General features: G+C 57.6%; 14 protein-coding genes, 1 pseudogene and 1 riboswitch. Of the genes and pseudogenes, 9 read left to right on the top strand and 6 right to left on the bottom strand.

Annotated elements, in window-relative coordinates; translation table 11 throughout:
- Positions 1-162: 162 nt before the first annotated feature.
- The 4 genes and pseudogenes from HF679_RS06350 to HF679_RS06335 all read left to right on the top strand — a co-directional run bounded on the left by HF679_RS06350 (position 163) and on the right by HF679_RS06335 (position 4,622).
- Positions 163-1,155: an alpha/beta hydrolase gene (locus HF679_RS06350; protein WP_123754306.1), complete on the top strand. Its 993-nt coding sequence runs from the start codon at positions 163-165 to the stop codon at positions 1,153-1,155.
- A gap of 84 nt (positions 1,156-1,239) precedes the next feature.
- Positions 1,240-1,992, top strand: a complete 753-nt coding sequence (locus HF679_RS06345; protein ID WP_187042740.1) for a response regulator — start codon at positions 1,240-1,242, stop codon at positions 1,990-1,992.
- Positions 1,989-3,332: pseudogene (locus HF679_RS06340) on the top strand (sensor histidine kinase). The gene HF679_RS06345 and the pseudogene HF679_RS06340 overlap by 4 nt, the downstream one beginning before the upstream one ends.
- A gap of 102 nt (positions 3,333-3,434) precedes the next feature.
- Positions 3,435-4,622, top strand: coding sequence for a cytochrome c biogenesis protein/redoxin (locus tag HF679_RS06335; RefSeq protein WP_187043037.1), 1,188 nt, complete (start codon positions 3,435-3,437; stop codon positions 4,620-4,622).
- Positions 4,623-4,738: 116 nt separating this feature from the next.
- Here HF679_RS06335 and HF679_RS06330 read toward each other — a convergent pair whose 3' ends face one another.
- From HF679_RS06330 to HF679_RS06305, 6 genes are all read right to left on the bottom strand, one after another.
- Positions 4,739-6,220, bottom strand: coding sequence for a pyridoxal phosphate-dependent decarboxylase family protein (locus tag HF679_RS06330; RefSeq protein WP_187042739.1), 1,482 nt, complete (start codon positions 6,218-6,220; stop codon positions 4,739-4,741).
- Positions 6,221-6,229: 9 nt separating this feature from the next.
- The gene (locus HF679_RS06325) at positions 6,230-7,615 is read right to left on the bottom strand and encodes a diaminobutyrate--2-oxoglutarate transaminase (protein ID WP_123754310.1); all 1,386 of its coding nucleotides are present in this window, start codon (positions 7,613-7,615) and stop codon (positions 6,230-6,232) included.
- A gap of 306 nt (positions 7,616-7,921) precedes the next feature.
- The gene (locus tag HF679_RS06320; protein ID WP_123754311.1) at positions 7,922-8,857 is read right to left on the bottom strand and encodes an ABC transporter substrate-binding protein; all 936 of its coding nucleotides are present in this window, start codon (positions 8,855-8,857) and stop codon (positions 7,922-7,924) included.
- Between the two features lie 27 nt (positions 8,858-8,884).
- Complete coding sequence (locus tag HF679_RS06315; protein ID WP_123754312.1) at positions 8,885-9,625, bottom strand: ABC transporter permease; 741 nt, start codon at positions 9,623-9,625, stop codon at positions 8,885-8,887.
- Positions 9,622-10,350, bottom strand: coding sequence for an ABC transporter ATP-binding protein (locus tag HF679_RS06310; protein WP_187042738.1), 729 nt, complete (start codon positions 10,348-10,350; stop codon positions 9,622-9,624). The genes HF679_RS06315 and HF679_RS06310 overlap by 4 nt, the downstream gene beginning before the upstream one ends.
- Positions 10,347-11,042, bottom strand: a complete 696-nt coding sequence (locus HF679_RS06305; RefSeq protein ID WP_123754313.1) for a TenA family protein — start codon at positions 11,040-11,042, stop codon at positions 10,347-10,349. The genes HF679_RS06310 and HF679_RS06305 overlap by 4 nt, the downstream gene beginning before the upstream one ends.
- 65 nt (positions 11,043-11,107) lie before the next feature.
- Positions 11,108-11,209: riboswitch (TPP riboswitch) on the bottom strand.
- Between the two features lie 296 nt (positions 11,210-11,505).
- Between HF679_RS06305 and HF679_RS06300 the strand changes: the two genes are divergently transcribed.
- From HF679_RS06300 to HF679_RS06280, 5 genes are all read left to right on the top strand, one after another.
- Positions 11,506-12,633 (top strand): BamA/TamA family outer membrane protein, encoded by a 1,128-nt coding sequence (locus HF679_RS06300; RefSeq protein WP_123754314.1) that lies wholly within the window; start codon positions 11,506-11,508, stop codon positions 12,631-12,633.
- 16 nt (positions 12,634-12,649) lie between these two features.
- Positions 12,650-13,609, top strand: a complete 960-nt coding sequence (locus tag HF679_RS06295) for a hypothetical protein (RefSeq protein ID WP_154143816.1) — start codon at positions 12,650-12,652, stop codon at positions 13,607-13,609.
- A 52-nt stretch (positions 13,610-13,661) separates the two neighbouring features.
- The gene (locus HF679_RS06290) at positions 13,662-14,783 is read left to right on the top strand and encodes a DUF4056 domain-containing protein (RefSeq protein WP_123754315.1); all 1,122 of its coding nucleotides are present in this window, start codon (positions 13,662-13,664) and stop codon (positions 14,781-14,783) included.
- Between the two features lie 217 nt (positions 14,784-15,000).
- Positions 15,001-16,242 (top strand): GGDEF domain-containing protein, encoded by a 1,242-nt coding sequence (locus tag HF679_RS06285; RefSeq protein WP_123754316.1) that lies wholly within the window; start codon positions 15,001-15,003, stop codon positions 16,240-16,242.
- Positions 16,243-16,261: 19 nt separating this feature from the next.
- Complete coding sequence (locus tag HF679_RS06280; RefSeq protein ID WP_187042737.1) at positions 16,262-16,894, top strand: class I SAM-dependent DNA methyltransferase; 633 nt, start codon at positions 16,262-16,264, stop codon at positions 16,892-16,894.
- Positions 16,895-17,018 lie beyond the last annotated feature (124 nt).

The raw sequence follows: 17,018 nt of genomic DNA, 5'->3' as shown, positions 1-17,018 counted from the left end.
CTTCGGTATAGATTCAGCGCTGCTTTGTACCACATTGTATCTGGCGTACCGCGCTCTACACAGTGATACAAAAACCCGCCTGTTCCACCATATGCCATATACAAAACCCTGCTTAACTGTTGGCGTACTCTCTTATTTCTCCGTTAACAGGTGGGGTTGCTGATGAACACATTATCTCTGTTCCGTAAAAGTAGCGCGCTGATGCTGGCGTTATCGGCGCTGTGGTCGGCTGGCGTGTGTGCGGCGGAAGATGCCGAGGCCTTCAATCATATTCAACACATTAAGGCCGGCGACCTGAACGTCGGTTATGTCGATATTGGCCCGCGCGATGGTCAGCCGGTATTCCTGCTGCACGGCTGGCCCTATGATATCCATAGCTACGAGAAGGTGGCGCCGGCGTTAGCGCAAAAAGGGTTTCGGGTGATCGTGCCTTACCTGCGCGGCTATGGCAGCACGCAGTTTCTCTCCGCCAGCACGCCACGTAACGGCCAGCCTTCGGCCCTGGCGGAAGATATTGTTCACCTGATGGATGCCCTGCAGATTAAACAGGCCGATTTCGCCGGGTTTGACTGGGGCGCACGGACGGCGGACATCGTGGCGGCGCTGTGGCCGGAGCGGGTGAAATCGCTGGTTTCGGTGAGCGGGTATCTGATTAGCAGCCAGCAGGTGGGTGAAAAACCGCTGCCGCCGCAGGCGGAACTGTCATGGTGGTATCAGTTTTATTTCGCCACCGCGCGCGGTGAGGCGGGCTATCGCCAGAACACTCACGACTTTGCGCAACTGATCTGGCATCAGGCCTCGCCGGGCTGGACATTCAGCAACGCCGAATTCGCCCGCAGCGCCAAAGCGCTGGATAACCCGGACCATGTCGCGGTGACGGTGAGTAACTATCGCTGGCGGCTGGGGATCGATAAAAGTGAACCGCGCTATGCTGCCTATGAGCAAAAACTGGCGCAGCTGCCGCCGATTAGCGTGCCGACCATCACCCTTGAAGGTGACAACAACGGCGCGCCGCATCCGAAACCGGAAAGCTATCGGGCGAAATTTACCGGAAAATATCAGCACCGTACCTTAACCGGCAACATCGGCCATAACCCGCCTCAGGAAGATCCGCTGCACTTTGCGCAAGCGGTGATTGATGCCGACCGTTTGTAGCCCCTGCGCCGGGGGCGTAGGGTTGCGCTTCCGGCAACAACGCATATTCTTTTTGAGTTGTACTCATTCTGAATGGAGCCGGCATTGGAACATATTGACCACATTTTAGTTGTCGATGACGACCGCGATATTCGCGAACTGCTCAGCGACTATTTGCAAAAGTCAGGCTATCGCGCCACCGGAGCCGCCACCGGAGCCGCCAGCGGCAAGGCAATGTGGTCGGTATTGCACAGCCAGCATGTAGATTTGATCGTGCTGGATATTATGCTGCCCGGCGACGACGGCCTGACCCTCTGCCGCCAACTGCGCAACGACGGTCAGCACAACATCCCGGTGCTGATGCTGACCGCGCGGGCCGATGACAGCGATCGTATTCTGGGGCTGGAGATGGGCGCCGATGACTATCTGGTTAAACCCTTTGTCGCCCGTGAACTGCTGGCGCGCATTAAAGCCATCCTGCGGCGCACCCGCGCGCTGCCGCCCAATCTGCAAATTACCGAAGCGGGCAGGCTGATCGCCTTCGGCGACTGGCAGCTGGATACCTCGGCACGTCACCTGCTGGATCACGACGGCATCATTGTGGCCCTCAGCGGGGCGGAGTATCGTCTGCTGCGGGTTTTTCTCGACCATCCGCAGCGGGTGCTCAACCGCGATCAATTGCTGAATCTGACCCAGGGACGTGATGCAGAACTGTTTGAGCGCTCGATCGATTTGCTGGTCAGCCGCTTGCGGCAGCGGCTACGCGAGGACGCCCGCGAACCGGCCTATATCAAAACCGTACGCAGCGAAGGCTATGTACTGTCGGTGCCGGTGGCCATCCGTGAGGCGCGGGAATGAAACTGTGGCCCGCCTCGCTGCGCACCCGGCTGATGGTGATGATTTTCCTCGCCCTGATCCTGACTAACGCCCTGACGCTGTCGCTATTGCTGTATGAGCGGATGAGCAGCGCCCGCAGCGTGATGCTGGGCAACCTCGAATACGATGTGGCCACCAGCGTGGCGATCCTTGACCGGCTGCCCGCTGCCGAGCGGCCGCACTGGCTGGCACGGCTGGCGCGGGGTAACTACCGGTATCAGCTCTCTGCCGGGTCGAGCGGCGAATATCCCACCAGCTGGCGTTCCCGCGATGCGGTACGTTCGTTACAGGAGGCGCTCAGCGGGCACTATCCGCTTAGTATTGTGGCGCTGCCCGGCCCGCGAGAGCACATTCAGGCGCACGTCATCCTCCACGATGGCGCGCCGTTGAGTATCGACCTGTGGCCGCGCTTACCGGCCATCGCCCGCTGGCTCCCGGCGGTGCTGTTCGCTCAGTTTGTGCTGCTGCTGGCCTGCACGTGGTATGCCGTGCGTCAGGTGGTCAGCCCGATGACCCGTTTTACCCGGGCGATTGATGCCCTTGAACCGGCGGACAGCACTCCGGGAATGATGGCGGAGCAGGGGCCGCTGGAAGTGCAGCACGCCGCCCGGGCGTTTAATGCGATGCAGACGCGGATCCACGACCATCTTCAGGAGCGGGCGCGGATCCTCGCGGCCATCTCCCACGATCTCCAGACCCCGATTACCCGCATGAAGCTGCGGGTAGAAATGGCCGACGCGCCGGAGCTGCGCGATAAGCTGCTGCAGGATCTCGATAATATGAGCCGTCTGGTCAGGGAAGGCATCGCCTTTGCCCGTTCGGCGCAGCCGCTGGAGGAGAAGCGTCAGAACCTGAGCCTGAATGCGTTCCTCGACAGTATTGCGCTGGACTATTCCGACGTCGGCAGGCCGGTAACTTTTACGCCTGCCGCGGGTGATGCGCCGGTGCGGGTCGCGCCGCAGGCGCTGCGGCGGATTATGACTAATCTGATCGATAATGGCTTAAAGTTCGGCGAATAAGTCGCGATTACCCTGAACTATAGCGACAACGGCGATGCGATTATTGCGGTTTGTGATAACGGTCCGGGGATCCCGGAGGCGTATCTCGATGCTGTGCTGCAGCCGTTTTATCGCCTGGAAAACTCGCGCAACCGCGATACCGGCGGTACCGGGTTAGGGCTGGCGATTGCCGCGCATCTGGCGAGCCAGATGCAGGGAACCCTGACACTGCGCAACCGTGAGCAGGGCGGGCTTGAGGTCAGCCTGCGCCTCGACGCCGCCGCTTTGTATCCTTCTGTATCTCCCGTGGAAAGCGATACCTGAGCTGACAATACCCCATGATTTCAGACACATTGCCACGACATCCGCCTGCTGTAATGGGCCCGTAGCCACTTCCGGCCACGCGTTGATGATGAGGTGAAGATGATGTCTGTGCTAATCGCTTTTTTCGGCGGCATGCTGACGCTGCTGAGTCCCTGTACCTTACCGGTCATTCCGCTTATTTTTGCCAGCCTGCGCGGGAAACGCTGGTATCTGCTGCTGACTCTCGGCGGTATGGTGCTGATGTTTACCGGCGTATCGCTGCTGGTGACCGTCACCAGCAGCTGGGTGGTGACCCTGACCGTGGTGGGGCGCTGGCTGGCGTTGCTGTTCCTGGCGCTGGTCGGCCTGAGTCTGCTGTCGACCGGCCTCGCCCAGCGCCTGAGCGCGCCGCTAGTGGCGTTGGGTAATCGAATAAACGATCGCAGCTATCGCCAGACGGGTGGCGCCTCGGCCCTGCTGGCAGGGCTGGCCATCGGCCTGCTGTGGGCGCCCTGCGCCGGTCCGGTGCTGGGGGCGATCCTCAGCGTTGGCTTTCTCAGCGGCAGTTCGGTCACCACCGGGGTCCTGCTGGCGGCTTACGGCTGCGGCTGTGCGCTGATGCTGGCGCTCCTGGGGTGGTTTGGTTCGCGACTGGTGGCGCGTCTGCAGCACGGACTGGCGTTCAGCCAGCGGCTGCGGCAGGTGGCGGGAGTGGCGATCCTCGCGTCGGTGACGCTCATTGCCAGCGGGGCAGATCGCTACCTGCAAGGGGCCAGCGGCCTGACTCAGGCGCTGGAGCAGCGGCTGAGCGCCGGTCTACCGACGGTCCAGCCGGCGGCGGTACTGCAACCCGTCGCGCCGCCGCCTTCCAGCGCGTTACCGTCGCTGGCCGGAGGAAGCGGGTGGATCAACAGTCCGCCGCTGCGCCCGGAAGATCTGAAAGGGAAGGTGGTGCTGATCGACTTCTGGACCCGGGACTGTATTAACTGTCAGCACACGCTGCCGCACGTGGGCGAGTGGGCTAACAAATATCGCGCCGAGGGCCTGGTGGTGGTTGGGGTACATACGCCGGAATACCCGTGGGAACGTTCGCTGCCGGCGCTGCGTCAGGCGGTTGCGCAATGGCACATTACCTATCCGGTGGTGGCGGATAACCGCTATGCCATCTGGAATGCCTTCGGTAATCAGTACTGGCCGGCCCATTATCTGTTTGATGCCCATGGTCAGCTGCGCTACACCGCATTTGGCGAGGGGGATTACGCCCGGCAGGAGCAGGTTATCCAGCAGCTGTTGCAGGAGGCCAGAAGCTGAAAATATGTGACGATGTCACGTTGTATTTCAGACATAAAAAAGCCGATAACCACAGTTATCGGCTTTTTGTACGCTGCTGCGACATCAGGCTCGAATGCCAGGCATTCGGTGACCCCTTATTTCGCCAGCAGCTCCTGCGCGGTGCGCTCAACCAGATCCAGCAGAACCTTCACGTCATCCAGAGTGACAATCGGGTTCAGCAGCGTCAGCTTCAGACAGGTCACGCCGTTGTGCTCGGTCACGCCGACGTTGGCCCGGCCGGAATCAAGCAGCGCGTCGCCGACACGTTGGTTCAGCAGGGCAATGGCGGCGGCATCGCTGCCGGCCATCTGCTGCGGACGTGAACGGAACAGTACGCTTGCCAGCTGCGGTTCCATCACCAGCTCCAGCGTAGGCTGGGCCGCGACGTACTCCGCAACGCGCTTCGCCATGGTGACACCATGATCGATAATTTCGGCGTACTGTTTCTGACCCAGCGCTTCCAGGCCCATCCACAGCTTCAGGGCATCGAAGCGGCGGGTGGTCTGCAGCGATTTGGAGACCAGATTCGGCACGCCATGCTCTTCATCGAACTCGGAGTTCAGATAGGCCGCCTGGTAGCGCATCAGCTCGTAGTGACGCGGATCTTTTAACAGGAACGCGCCGCAGCTGATGGTCTGGAAGAACTGCTTGTGGAAGTCCAGGGTAATGGAATCCACACACTCAATGCCGTCCAGATAATCGCGATACTGCTCGGACAGCAGCAGCGCGCCGCCCCATGCCGCATCGACGTGCAGCCAGATCTGATGCTCTGCCGCAATACCAGCAATGGTGCGCAGCGGGTCGATAGCACCGGCGTCGGTGGTACCGGCCGTTGCGACGATAGCCATGATCTGCTCACCGTTGGCCTGCGCTTCGGCGATTTTCGCTTTCAGGTCTTCGACGTCCATGCGCGCAAAGCGGTCAGTTTTGACCAGCGTGACGGAACGGTAGCCGAGGCCCATCAGCGCCATGTTCTTCTGCACCGAGAAGTGGGCGTTTTCAGAACACAGCACTTTGTACTGACGAATATCGCCAGGCAGACCATCCTGCTGGATCGAGTGGCCCTGACGTGCAAAGAACGCATCACGCGCCAGCATCAGGCCCATCAGGTTGCTCTGGGTGCCGCCGCTGGTGAAGACGCCGGCGTCGCCTGACTGGTAACCCACCCGGGCACGCAGCCATTCGATCAGCTTCATCTCGATGATGGTGGCCGACGGGCTTTGGTCCCAGGAGTCCATACTCTGGTTGGTGGCGTTGATCAGCACTTCCGCCGCCTGGCTTACCACCAGGCTTGGGCAATGCAGGTGCGCCACGCACTGCGGGTGGTGTACCGACAGGCTGTCTTTCAGGAAGTACTCGATCGCACGTTCAATCGCCGCCTGGTTACCCAGACCCTGCTCGGTGAACTCAAGGGTGATGCGCTCGCGCAGTTCGGCGACGCTTTTCCCTTGGTACATCTCAGGCTGCTGTAGCCACTGCGCGACGGCCTGGCTGGTCTGGTTGATAACCTGCTGGTAGGCCTCAATACTTTGCGGCGAACCGGCAAGGATCGGATTCAATTTGGACATTGCGGTCATTCGCTCCATTCAGACCGGTTTTACACCGGCGGCCAGCATGGCCTGTTCAAATTTGTCGAGGAAAATCCCGAGCTCAGCGTCGCTGATCAGCAGGGACGGCAGCAGGCGCAGTACGCAGCCACCGCGACCGCCGCGCTCAAGGATCAGGCCCGCTTCGAAGCATTTCTTCTGCAGCAGGGCAGACAGCGCGCCGTCAGCCGGGTAGCAGCCCATGTGATCCTGTGCTTCGTTCGGGTTAACGATCTCAATACCGATCATCAGGCCCAGACCGCGAATGTGGCCCATCACCGGGTAGCGTTTCTGCATCTCGGCCAGTTTGCCTTTCAGCCACTCGCCCTGTGCCGCCACTTTGCCAGCAATGTTGTTATCTTTCAGGTGACGCAGGGTGGTCAGGCCGGTTGCCATCGCCAGCTGGTTGCCGCGGAAGGTGCCGGTGTGGTGACCAGGTTCCCAGGCATCAAACTGTTTCTTGATACCCAGAACGGCCAGCGGCAGACCGCCGCCGACGGCTTTTGACATCACAATGATGTCCGGCTCGATGCCGGCGTGTTCGAAGGCAAACAGTTTACCGGTACGGGCAAAGCCAGCCTGAACTTCGTCGATGATCAGCAGAATGCCGTGTTCCTGAGTCACTTTACGGATGCGCTGCAGCCACTCGACCGGAGCCGGGTTCACGCCGCCTTCACCCTGAACGGCTTCAAGGATCACCGCCGCCGGTTTACGCACGCCGCTTTCCACGTCGTTAATCAGGTTTTCGAAGTAGTAGGTCAGGGCTTTAACGCCAGCCTCACCGCCGATACCCAGCGGGCAACGGTACTGGTGCGGATACGGCATAAACTGCACTTCCGGCATCATGCCGTTAACGGCTTCTTTCGGTGACAGGTTACCGGTCACCGACAGCGCACCGTGGGTCATCCCGTGATAGCCGCCGGAGAAGCTGATAACGGAAGAACGACCGGTGTATTTTTTCGCCAGCTTCAGGGCCGCTTCCACGGCGTCAGCGCCGGACGGGCCGGTGAACTGCAGGCAATATTCTTTCCCTTCGCCAGGCAGCAAAGAGAGCAGGTATTCGGAGAAGCGATCTTTTAACGGGGTGGTCAGATCGAGAGTATGTAACGGCAAGCCGCTGGTAATGACACTTTGGATGCTTTGCAGCACATCAGGGTGGTTGTGGCCAAGGGCCAGGGTCCCAGCACCGGCAAGACAATCCAGGTACTGTTTGTTATCCGCATCGGTTAACCACACACCTTCCGCTTTAGCAATCGCCAGCGGCAGCTTACGTGGGTAACTCCTGACGTTCGATTCGAATTCAGCCTGACGGGCCAAAAAGGTTTCGTTGTTAGCGTCCAATAAATCTGCACTTAAAGTATCAATACGGACTTTATCCGTCATCATATCACTCCCACAACCAGCGCTACGGTTGAGCTCTGGTTGAATAATTGGTTTAAGAAAATGAATCGCCATTCATAAAGCGCGCACAATATATGGCTTTTTAAATTTGCATTCAATGTTTTATTGATTGCGTTATTTTTACGTTATTTTTACGTTGCTGATTTAACCTATAAACATATGATTCATATGGTTTAATTTGATTATAAAAAAAGCAATAAAAGTGTAATTTCTGGTAAGCAAATCAGCAGGTGGTAATTACCGCTTCGTTGGGTTTGCTGACGGAAAAAGTTCCGTCAGCGGTAGGGTGACTCACTGCAGTTCAACCGCATAATTGCTCAAAGGTGTGATTTTTTTGAGCAACTTGTTGTTATATAAAAACTGTTCGTAAGCTTCATAGCGCGACTTATCCAGCGCCGCCGGATGATCGGCAAACAGCGGCACCGTTTGTATCCAGGCCTGCTTGTTCAGTTCGGTGTTGAGCTCCGGGTGGGCGGCGGCAAAGGTCTGCCAGGTCTCCTGCGGATGGGCGCGCAGATAGCTCACACCCTGTTGTAACGCCACGAGGAACTTTTTGATTTTCGCCGCGTGCACCTGGTCGCGATTGGCTACAATCACCAGTTCGTCATAGGCCGGGACGCCGAAATCTTCGACGTTCATCACCTGCGGCGCTTTGCCCTGCAGTTTCAGCTCCAGCGCTTCTATATTACGGTAGCCGCCAATCACCGCATCAACCTGGCCCGCCAGCAGGGCGCTGGTCAGCTGGAAGTTAACATTGATCAGGCTGATGCTTTTCGGGTCGATATGGGCGTTCTGCGCCATGGTCGCCAGCGTCGCCTGCTCGATGCCGCTCACCGAGTACCCGACCTTTTTGCCCTTCAGGTCGGCCGGGGTTTTGATGCTTTTATCAAGGGCGATCACCGTGTTTAACGGCGAGTCAATTAGCGTGCCGACCCGAACCAGCGGCAGCCCTTCATCGGCGAAGAAGTGCACCTGCGGCTGATAGGTTATCGCCAGGTCCGCCTGGCCTGCTGCCACCAGACGCGGCGGCAGCGCCGGATCGGACGGCGGAACGATCTTGACGTCCAGCCCCTGGGCTTTGAACGCGCCAATCTGCTCTGCCACCATAATCGGGGCGTGGTCCGGGTTGATGTACCAGTCCAGCACCAGCGTCAGCTTTTCGTTAGCGACGGCCTGCCCGCTGAGCAGGGCGCTGAAGGTCAATCCGGCGAACATCGATTTATTCATGGCTATTCCTTGTTTCCGTGTCGGTCATCATTCCGGCGACCAGTTAATCAGCCGGTGTAAAAAGGCATCTACCGCCAGCCACAGCAGGACCGTCAGCAGCACTAAAATAAACAGGGCGGCAAAACAGACGTCGGTCTGCATGCGCGCATTGGCGTTGAGCATCACGTAGCCGAGGCCTTCCGCCGACCCGACCCATTCACCGATGATCGCGCCGATTGGCGCGACGGCGGCGGCCATCCGCAGACCCGAGCCGAGCGCCGGCAGCGCCGCCATCAGGCGCACGTGACGCAGCTGCGCGCCGAAAGAGGCGCCCATGGTGCGGGCCAGATCGAGATAGTCATGATTGACCCGCCGCAGGCCGTCAAAGAAGGCCGAGGTCACCGGGAAGAAGATCACCAGCACCGCCATCATGACTTTGGCGCTCATCCCGAAGCCAAACCACAGCACCAGCAGCGGGGCGAGGGCGAAGACCGGAATGGCCTGGCTGGTCAGCACCAGCGGCATCAGCCAGCGCTGCAGTCGTGGCGAGACGATCATGCACAGGGCCAGCACCACCCCGAGCAGCACGCCAAGCACCAGGCCGCTGAGGATCTCGCTGAGGGTGACCAGGGTGTGCCCGCTCAGCCAGCTGCGATTAACCCACAGGGCTTCGGCCACCGCCGCCGGTGACGGCAGCAGGAACGCCGGGATACCGCTGCGGCTTGCCAGCCACCACAGCAGCAGCAGGCCACAGAACACCACGCCGCCGCGAAACAGTTTGCCGCTCATCCGTTGGCCCTCATCAGCTGTTGCAGCAGTTCGGCCTGGCTGCTCAGCAGCACAGAATCGTCCGGCGCGCGGGGCGGGACTCCCGCCAGATGATGTGAATCGTCCATGCCGCCCGCCGCGGGAGAGAGCACCAGCAGCCGATGGCTCAGCCGGCAGGCTTCCATCGGGTCGTGCGTGATCAGCACCACGGTGCGATCAACCAGCAGCTCCGCCGCCAGCGTCTGAATGCGCGTGCGGGTAATGGTATCCAGCGCGGAAAAGGGTTCATCCATCAGCACCAGCGGGCGGTCTTCGTATAAGGTGCGTGCCAGGGCCGCCCGCTGACGCATGCCGCCGGAGAGCGCAGCGGGGCGATCGTCGGCGCAGTGGCTGAGCCCAACCTGTTCTAACAGGCGGTTCACGCGCGGCGTGTCGGTGCGCTCTCCGCGTAGCCTGGCCCCTAACGCGACGTTCTCACGCACGCTCAGCCAGGGATACAGCAGATCTTTTTGCCCCATCCACGCCAGGCGATGACCGAGCGGTTCGCCGTCGCTGGCGTAAACCCGCCCGTGAGTCGGCGAGGCCAGTCCGGCGATAATCCGCAGCAGGCTGGTTTTACCCGCGCCGCTGGCCCCCAGCAGCGAGGTCCACTGCCCGCCAGGAAGATCGAACGACAGATCGGCGAAAATCATCCGCGTGCCGAACTGCAGGCTCAGATCCCGGACATGAAGGGTCGGGGCTGTCACGCCGTAGCCTCCGTGGTGGCATTCAGCCCCATTTGCCAGAAGTTGGCTTCCAGCCTTGTTGCGGTGGCGAAGATTTCGCTCAGTTCCGCAAAGCGCGATTCGGCGCCGCGCTGTTGCCACAGGGTTTCCAGCAGACCCATGGCGGCAGTGACGCCGTCGAGATAGCCAGCGTCGCCGTAGTTGCGGATCCACGATGCGTAAGGGTTATCGGTAAAGCGGGTTTCCGGGTCGTGCAGTAACCCGAGGCCAATCTCCGCGTAGCCGGCGACGCAGGGCATCAGCGCCACCAGAAGATCCAGCGCATCGCCGGAATGGCCAATATCCAGTACGTAGCGGGTGTAGTTCACCGTTTCAGGGGCTTCGCGCTCGGCGGCCATCAGCGCTTCGTCCAGTCCCCAGCAGGCGCAATAGCCGACATGCAGCGGCAGTTCGCCGAGAATAGCGTTCAGTGAGGCGGACGCGGCGCGCATCTCCGGCAATGTGCGCAGTTTGCTGACCAGCAGGGCATAGCTGCGGGCAAAGTGGATCAGGAACAGATAGTCCTGGGTCAGATAGCGGCGGAAGGCCGGTTCGGGCAGGGAGCCGTCAGCAAGCTGGCGAACAAAAGGGTGCGCGACGTAGTGTGTCCAGTCGTCTCCTGCCTGCTGGCGCAGACGACCATAAATACCCTGGGTGAAGAGGGGAAGAATCACAGGACCTCCTGAGTAAGGGGAGATCCGGGCGTGCGGAAGTATGAACAGGCAATGGCGGTAGCGTGGCAAAATTGCCGACCCGTCCCTTCGCTGGCATGACCCAGATCAGGTTCAAAGGGTTCGGCTTACGCCATCTCAGCCCTCACGGGACACCCCTCGGTTGCGCCATGTTATACGGCATTCACTTTTTGATTACAATCCCCTGGTTCATCGCTGAAAAGTGGCCACATAAGTGACAACGTCACACAGCCTGGCAACGACAATTCGCCTCGCTCGTTGCATATTCCCGTTAACTTTTGTTAGCAATTTGTGTGCTAAATCTCCTTATTTCGTCCAAAATTAAAGAAAACCTGTAACCGAAAATTGGTAGTTCAGGGCGCCATAGGATATATTTTTGCTATCTGAAACCCATTATTCTTCAGTTACCTGGGTGTTCAGAATCCATCTTATCCCCGGAGAGTGCATGAAGTTTCCGCTTTCAACCTTACTGCTAGCGCTTATCGGGCCGCTTTCTATTCCTGCTATGGCGAGCAGTCTGTTTGATCCTGAAGATGGCATGGTGGACATGAGCCACTACCTGCAGGACAACCAGTACGGATTTCTTCCGGTGCCGATGGTCATCACCGAGCCGGCGGTGGGCTACGGCGGCGGTTTGTTTGGCCTCTTTTTACACGGTAAAGGCACCCACAAAGGGGATAATTTTATTCCCCCACCGATGACCGCTTTTGGCGGCGGCGCGACGCAGAACGGCACCTGGTTTGTCGGCGGCGGCCATCGCCATACCTGGAATGACGACCACATTCGTTACCTGGTGATGATGGGCTACGCCAATATCAAACTCGATATCTACGGCGACGGCTTAAGTCATTTTGATACAAATAAGGCCATTCACTCACAAACCAAAGGCTACGGCGGGCTACAGAAGCTGCTGTTCCGCGTCGGCGATTCGCCGGTGTTTGTCGGGGCTTCTCAGGTTTACGCGAAAACCGATATTTCAGCCGAAAACCCGGTGGTCAATCGGGTCTGGCAGCAGGTGTTCGGCCAGGAGAGCACGTCGTCGGCTTTAGGGGTGGTGGCTGAATATGACACGACGGATAATTTTTTCTATCCTAAGAAAGGGTTATCGGTGCAGGGAGAGTACCGGTTCTACCGCTCATTGTTAGGCGGCGATTATCACTACAACCAGTTCTCTTTAGACGGGAAATACTTTTTCCCGCTGAGCCGCACGTTAACGCTCGCCGTCGCCGGTAACTACCAGTCATTAACCCACCACGATAATCGCCTGACGCCAATGGCGCGTCCTTATATCGAATTACGCGGCATCTCTCGTTACCGCTATCAGGGCGATTACGTGACGACCGCACAAACCCAGCTTGCCTGGGAGTTTACGCCGCGCTGGATCCTGCAAGGATTTGTTGGCGTTGGCAGCGCAGCCGATGAGGCGCATGCATTGTGGGACCAGACAGAAGTGGCGTGGGGGACAGGTTTTCGTTACCTGATAGCGCGCCAGTATGGATTACATACGGGGATAGATATCGCCTTCAGCGAGCATGAACAGGCGGTCTATTTTAATGTAGGTTCCGGACTTTAAGGTCAGATGAAAGAAAATGCGATGGACTAAAACCGTAATTACGTTGTTGTTAACGTCGGGTACCGCCTGGGGGGCCAGCACTGCCGACAGTACCGGCAGCAGTAACGACAGCTATTTCCCTATCTGGGGTGATGAAGCAAGAGCGCGTGGCTATTCCATTCCGCTGCCGTTCGGGGTCAATTTAAGCTACATGAACATCCGCCAGGATATCCTGGTCGACAGCATCTCTTTTTCCGGTCTGGCGCTCGGCAACCACGCCATACCCAGCGATATGTTCGCCATTGACGCCGGTCATACGCGGCAGAAAAGCAAAACCGAAAACCTGCGTCTGGATATGTGGGTGTTTCCTTTTCTTAATGTCTACGGCATCGTCGGCCACACTCGTGGCTCCTCGTTGTCAAAAGTCTCCGTTGACGCCGACCCGTCAAAATACCGCGGTCTGGACCGGGTGATTGCCGGGTCGGTGCATCGTTTGTATGAAAGCGGCCAGCTGCAAAATATCGACTTCGCGCTGGATTTTAAAGGGACCACCTGGGGCACCGGCTTTACCCTCGCCGGGGGCTATGGCAATTGGTTTGGTCTGGTGGATACCAACTATACCCGTACCGATTTCGATATCCTCGATGGCAAAATCTCCGCCACTACCGTGTCGCCGCGGGTCGGATACCGCTTTAATCTGCAGGGGATTGCCGGGCCGTCGAACTTAAGCATCTGGGTAGGTAGCATGTACCAGAACGTGCAGCAGGAGTTCAAAGGCAACCTCTCTGATTTGCACATGCCGCCGGAGCTTCAGCCGTTAATCGCCGCCGTCAATAAAGACGATCAGGGCAAGTTCGATGTGAAGCAGCGCCTCTCTTCGCCATGGAATATGCTGATCGGGGCGCAATATGAAATTACGCAGAATTTTAACGTGTTAACCGAGATTGGCTTTAACGAACGTAACAGTTTCTTTGTCGCCGGAGAGTACCGTTTTTAACATCACAGGCGCTGGTTGTGATGCATAATTTTCTGTCCTGGAGACAATGTTAATGCGCAATGGCTTGTTTGTATTATTGGCGGCCGCTTTTTCGGTCTGTGCCCAGGACCCGGTATTGCCGATCGTTCCCGTTTCCCATGTGACACCGGTGGTCAGTCATCTGACGGCGCCGGAATCGCTGCGTCCGTGCTGTGCTTTTGGTTATGACCTGCATGTCAGGGCTATCGGGGTGCCGATCCCGGTTTATCAGATTGGCAACGTCTTAACCCTCGATACGCTGGGGCGGCATCATTACAACGACAGCGCGTTAGGGGCGGTCAAAAATCTGGTGGGTCTGAGCGAAGAGAAAAATGGCCTGATCTATACCCGGCGCGGCGGGTTTATTGATATTGCCCACGTGCGCGATACGGCAGACAACACCTTTTATCTGTTTAGCCGCATTTTCCCTAATCTGGGGCAAAGCGGGCGGGTGTTCTACAGCGAAGAGTTGGGGGTGCGGCGAATTCAGCTGAACGCCTTTACGCCGCCAGCTTCGATGCACCAGCGCTATGAAATTGCCGCCTGGCTGGCAGGCTATCTGGCCTATGAACTGGCGCAGTGGCATGAGATTGCTCAGTGGTATGGTTTCCAGTCGGTACCGGGTTTTTCGGAAGAGATCTCGGCATTTTCACCGGAAGATCTCTATTCGAATCTGCTGGGCGCCAGGCTTGCGATCAACGTCATTCTGCAAGGCCATGTTGACTCCGTCGACGAGTATAATCAGGCCATGGAGAGCGCGCTGAAGCAGGTGCTGGTTAAATTAACGGTGGCGCCACGCAACGAAACCGAAGCGATGTTCCGCAAGCTCGATGGCGACTGGTGGAACAGCAAGCGGCGGGTGCCGGATAAATTCCTGGTGCTTAAACGGAACTATGCGCTGAGCGATACGCGGTTGCCGACGCCGGTGCCGTTCGAAAACGCCATTCCTTACCAGCTCACGCTGCCGGTGTCGGTGGATGGCTTTACGCTTGCTCAGCTTGGGCAACTGCAAATTCATCCGGGACATGATATGCGCTCGTTGCCGATGCCCGATAGCTTCTATACCCCGGAGCAGTTCCAGGGGCTGGCGGATCGCGCGCAGCAGGCGGATAAAACCCAGCTTGAACGAATACAGCTTGAACGTATAGAGAAGTAATAAAATGCGATAAACCGGGTAAGTTGCCCGGTTTGCGTAATTGCATGGCAAAGTTTGTTGTTGCGCCTTGTATTAATGCATAAAAAACGAACTATACTTCCCCCGTCTTCATCATGTATCGACATTCCCTGAATCCTCTTATTTCCTTTATCCCATGGAGGGGTATTGGCGACAGGTTATTATTTTGATGCGTGGTGCCTGTCAGATGGAGGGCTGCATGTTATTAAAAGAACTAACGATTTTTGATTTATTAAGTACTCCTGTATGGGTAGTTCATCCTTTTAAAGAAACCATCGTCTATGCCAACCCTGCCTCCAGAACGCTCAGTGGGGAGATGTCGCTGGATGAGATGCGCAAAGGTAGCGTCTCGAGCTGCCCGGAGCTCAGCCTGCAGAGCTACCTTTACTATTTCAAAAATATTGTTGAAGTATTCGAAGTCTGGACAATAAAAACGACTGAAGGTCTGATTTCGGTCTATTGCAAAACCACGTTAATTAAATCAGAAGAATATGACACCTTAATTCTGTTTGAAGCCGTGAAGATTCTGCAAAAGAATGAATCGCTAAGTGTTGCGGCCTCTCAACATTACAAGCGACGCAGTAATCGCTTTTTTGCTCGCTTTTTTATGACCAGCTCAGCGCCCATGTTGTTAATCGATCCGGCACAAGATGGCCGAATTATTGATGCGAATATTGCCGCCCTGCGTTTTTATAATTACACCGCCGAGGAGATGCGTACCCGCCATACCTGGCAGATTAACTCGATGGGCCGGGATGTGCTGCCGGTGATGCATAGCGTGGCGAACCTGCCGGGCGGGCATAAGCCGCTCAATTTTACCCATGTGCTCAGTGATGGTTCGCTGCGCTACGTTCAGACCTACGCCGGGCCGGTGGTGCTGCACAACATTCGCCTGATGCTGTGCATTATTCATGACATAACCGAAGAGGTGCACCTGAAAAAGGAGCTGGAATTTGCGGCGACCCACGACCCGTTAACCGGACTGCTCAACCGCCGTGAGTTTTATCGCATTGTGGATTCGTCATTATTTAAAATGGAAGGTTTTTGCCTGCTGCTGGTTGATGTCGATAATTTCAAAGCCATTAATGATAACCACGGTCATCAGAAAGGTGATGAGGTGTTGCTGGCGATTTCGCGCATTCTTGAAGCCGCCGGCAAGCCGCAGGACAAAATTTACCGCTGGGGCGGCGAGGAGTTTTTGTTGTTTCTCCCGGCCACCGCCATCGACCGGGCGCTGGAGATGGCCGAAGCGATTCGTCTGGCAGTGAGTCATTTCCATATTCCTGAACAGGGGGCGGGTATCACCGTCAGTATTGGCGTCGCCGAGCATCAACAGAACGAGCAGATCGATCAGTTGTTTAACCGTGTTGATAAGGCGTTGTATGCTGCCAAGAAAGAGGGGCGCAATAAAGTGAAGCTCTACCTGGTGGAAAAATACTGAACCTGAAGGGAAGCGTACTATGTCATCCAATGAGAACGGCACTCCAGACCATCCGTGCGCCGGGGATATTATCAGTCTGTATGAGCGATATGCGGATCGTTGGGCCGTGTTGCGCCCGACCAGCTTGTTTGAACAATCCTGGCTTGACGCATTTCTGGCGCAGGTCAGACCCGGCGGTGACATTCTGGATATCGGCTGCGGCAACGGCACGCCGATCGCCGGGTATCTGCTCCGGCAGGGGTTTTCCGTCAGCGGGGTGGACAGTTCTGCCGCGATGATTGCCCGCTGTCGTCGTGACTATCCCGGCCAACAGTGGCAGGTCGCGGATATGCGGAGCCTGGCGTTGGCAAGACGCTTTGATGGCCTGCTGGCGTGGGACAGCTTTTTTCACCAAACCCGGGATGCGCAGCGGGCGTTGTTTCAGCGGTTCGCGGACCACGCCAATCCCCATGCGCCGCTGATGTTTACCAGCGGCACCAGTAACGGTGAGGCGATTGGCCAGTTTGAAGGGGATGCGCTGTATCATGCCAGCCTGGCGCCGCAGGAGTATCGCCAGCTGCTGGACACCCACGGCTTTGAGGTTCTCCAGCACGTGGTGGAAGACCCGCACTGCGGCGGGCGGACGATCTGGCTGGCCGTTAAACGCCCCTGATCGGTCGTCTGCCTTGCGCGCGCGCGAGGCCGCAAGAGGAGGAATGTGAAACTGCCGCTATACTCAGTGATAATGGCAACTGTCTGTTTTGTCTGCATGATCAGACGCGGTTGAACATCCCATC

The sequence above is a fragment of the Enterobacter sp. JUb54 genome, from assembly GCF_014298075.1.
GTDB classification, from domain to species: domain Bacteria; phylum Pseudomonadota; class Gammaproteobacteria; order Enterobacterales; family Enterobacteriaceae; genus Klebsiella; species Klebsiella lignicola.
This window is presented reverse-complemented; position numbering and strand designations above follow the sequence as displayed.

Bases quoted from the DNA above. Each gene is read 5' to 3' on its own strand.
- HF679_RS06290 (WP_123754315.1), top strand. From the start codon at position 13,662: ATGCGCAATGGCTTGTTTGTATTATTGGCGGCCGCTTTTTCGGTCTGT.
- HF679_RS06320 (WP_123754311.1), bottom strand. From the start codon at position 8,857: ATGAATAAATCGATGTTCGCCGGATTGACCTTCAGCGCCCTGCTCAGC.
- HF679_RS06325 (WP_123754310.1), bottom strand. From the start codon at position 7,615: ATGATGACGGATAAAGTCCGTATTGATACTTTAAGTGCAGATTTATTG.
- HF679_RS06285 (WP_123754316.1), top strand. From the start codon at position 15,001: ATGTTATTAAAAGAACTAACGATTTTTGATTTATTAAGTACTCCTGTA.
- HF679_RS06330 (WP_187042739.1), bottom strand. From the start codon at position 6,220: ATGACCGCAATGTCCAAATTGAATCCGATCCTTGCCGGTTCGCCGCAA.
- HF679_RS06350 (WP_123754306.1), top strand. From the start codon at position 163: ATGAACACATTATCTCTGTTCCGTAAAAGTAGCGCGCTGATGCTGGCG.
- HF679_RS06335 (WP_187043037.1), top strand. From the start codon at position 3,435: ATGTCTGTGCTAATCGCTTTTTTCGGCGGCATGCTGACGCTGCTGAGT.
- HF679_RS06315 (WP_123754312.1), bottom strand. From the start codon at position 9,625: ATGAGCGGCAAACTGTTTCGCGGCGGCGTGGTGTTCTGTGGCCTGCTG.
- HF679_RS06295 (WP_154143816.1), top strand. From the start codon at position 12,650: ATGCGATGGACTAAAACCGTAATTACGTTGTTGTTAACGTCGGGTACC.
- HF679_RS06280 (WP_187042737.1), top strand. From the start codon at position 16,262: ATGTCATCCAATGAGAACGGCACTCCAGACCATCCGTGCGCCGGGGAT.
- HF679_RS06300 (WP_123754314.1), top strand. From the start codon at position 11,506: ATGAAGTTTCCGCTTTCAACCTTACTGCTAGCGCTTATCGGGCCGCTT.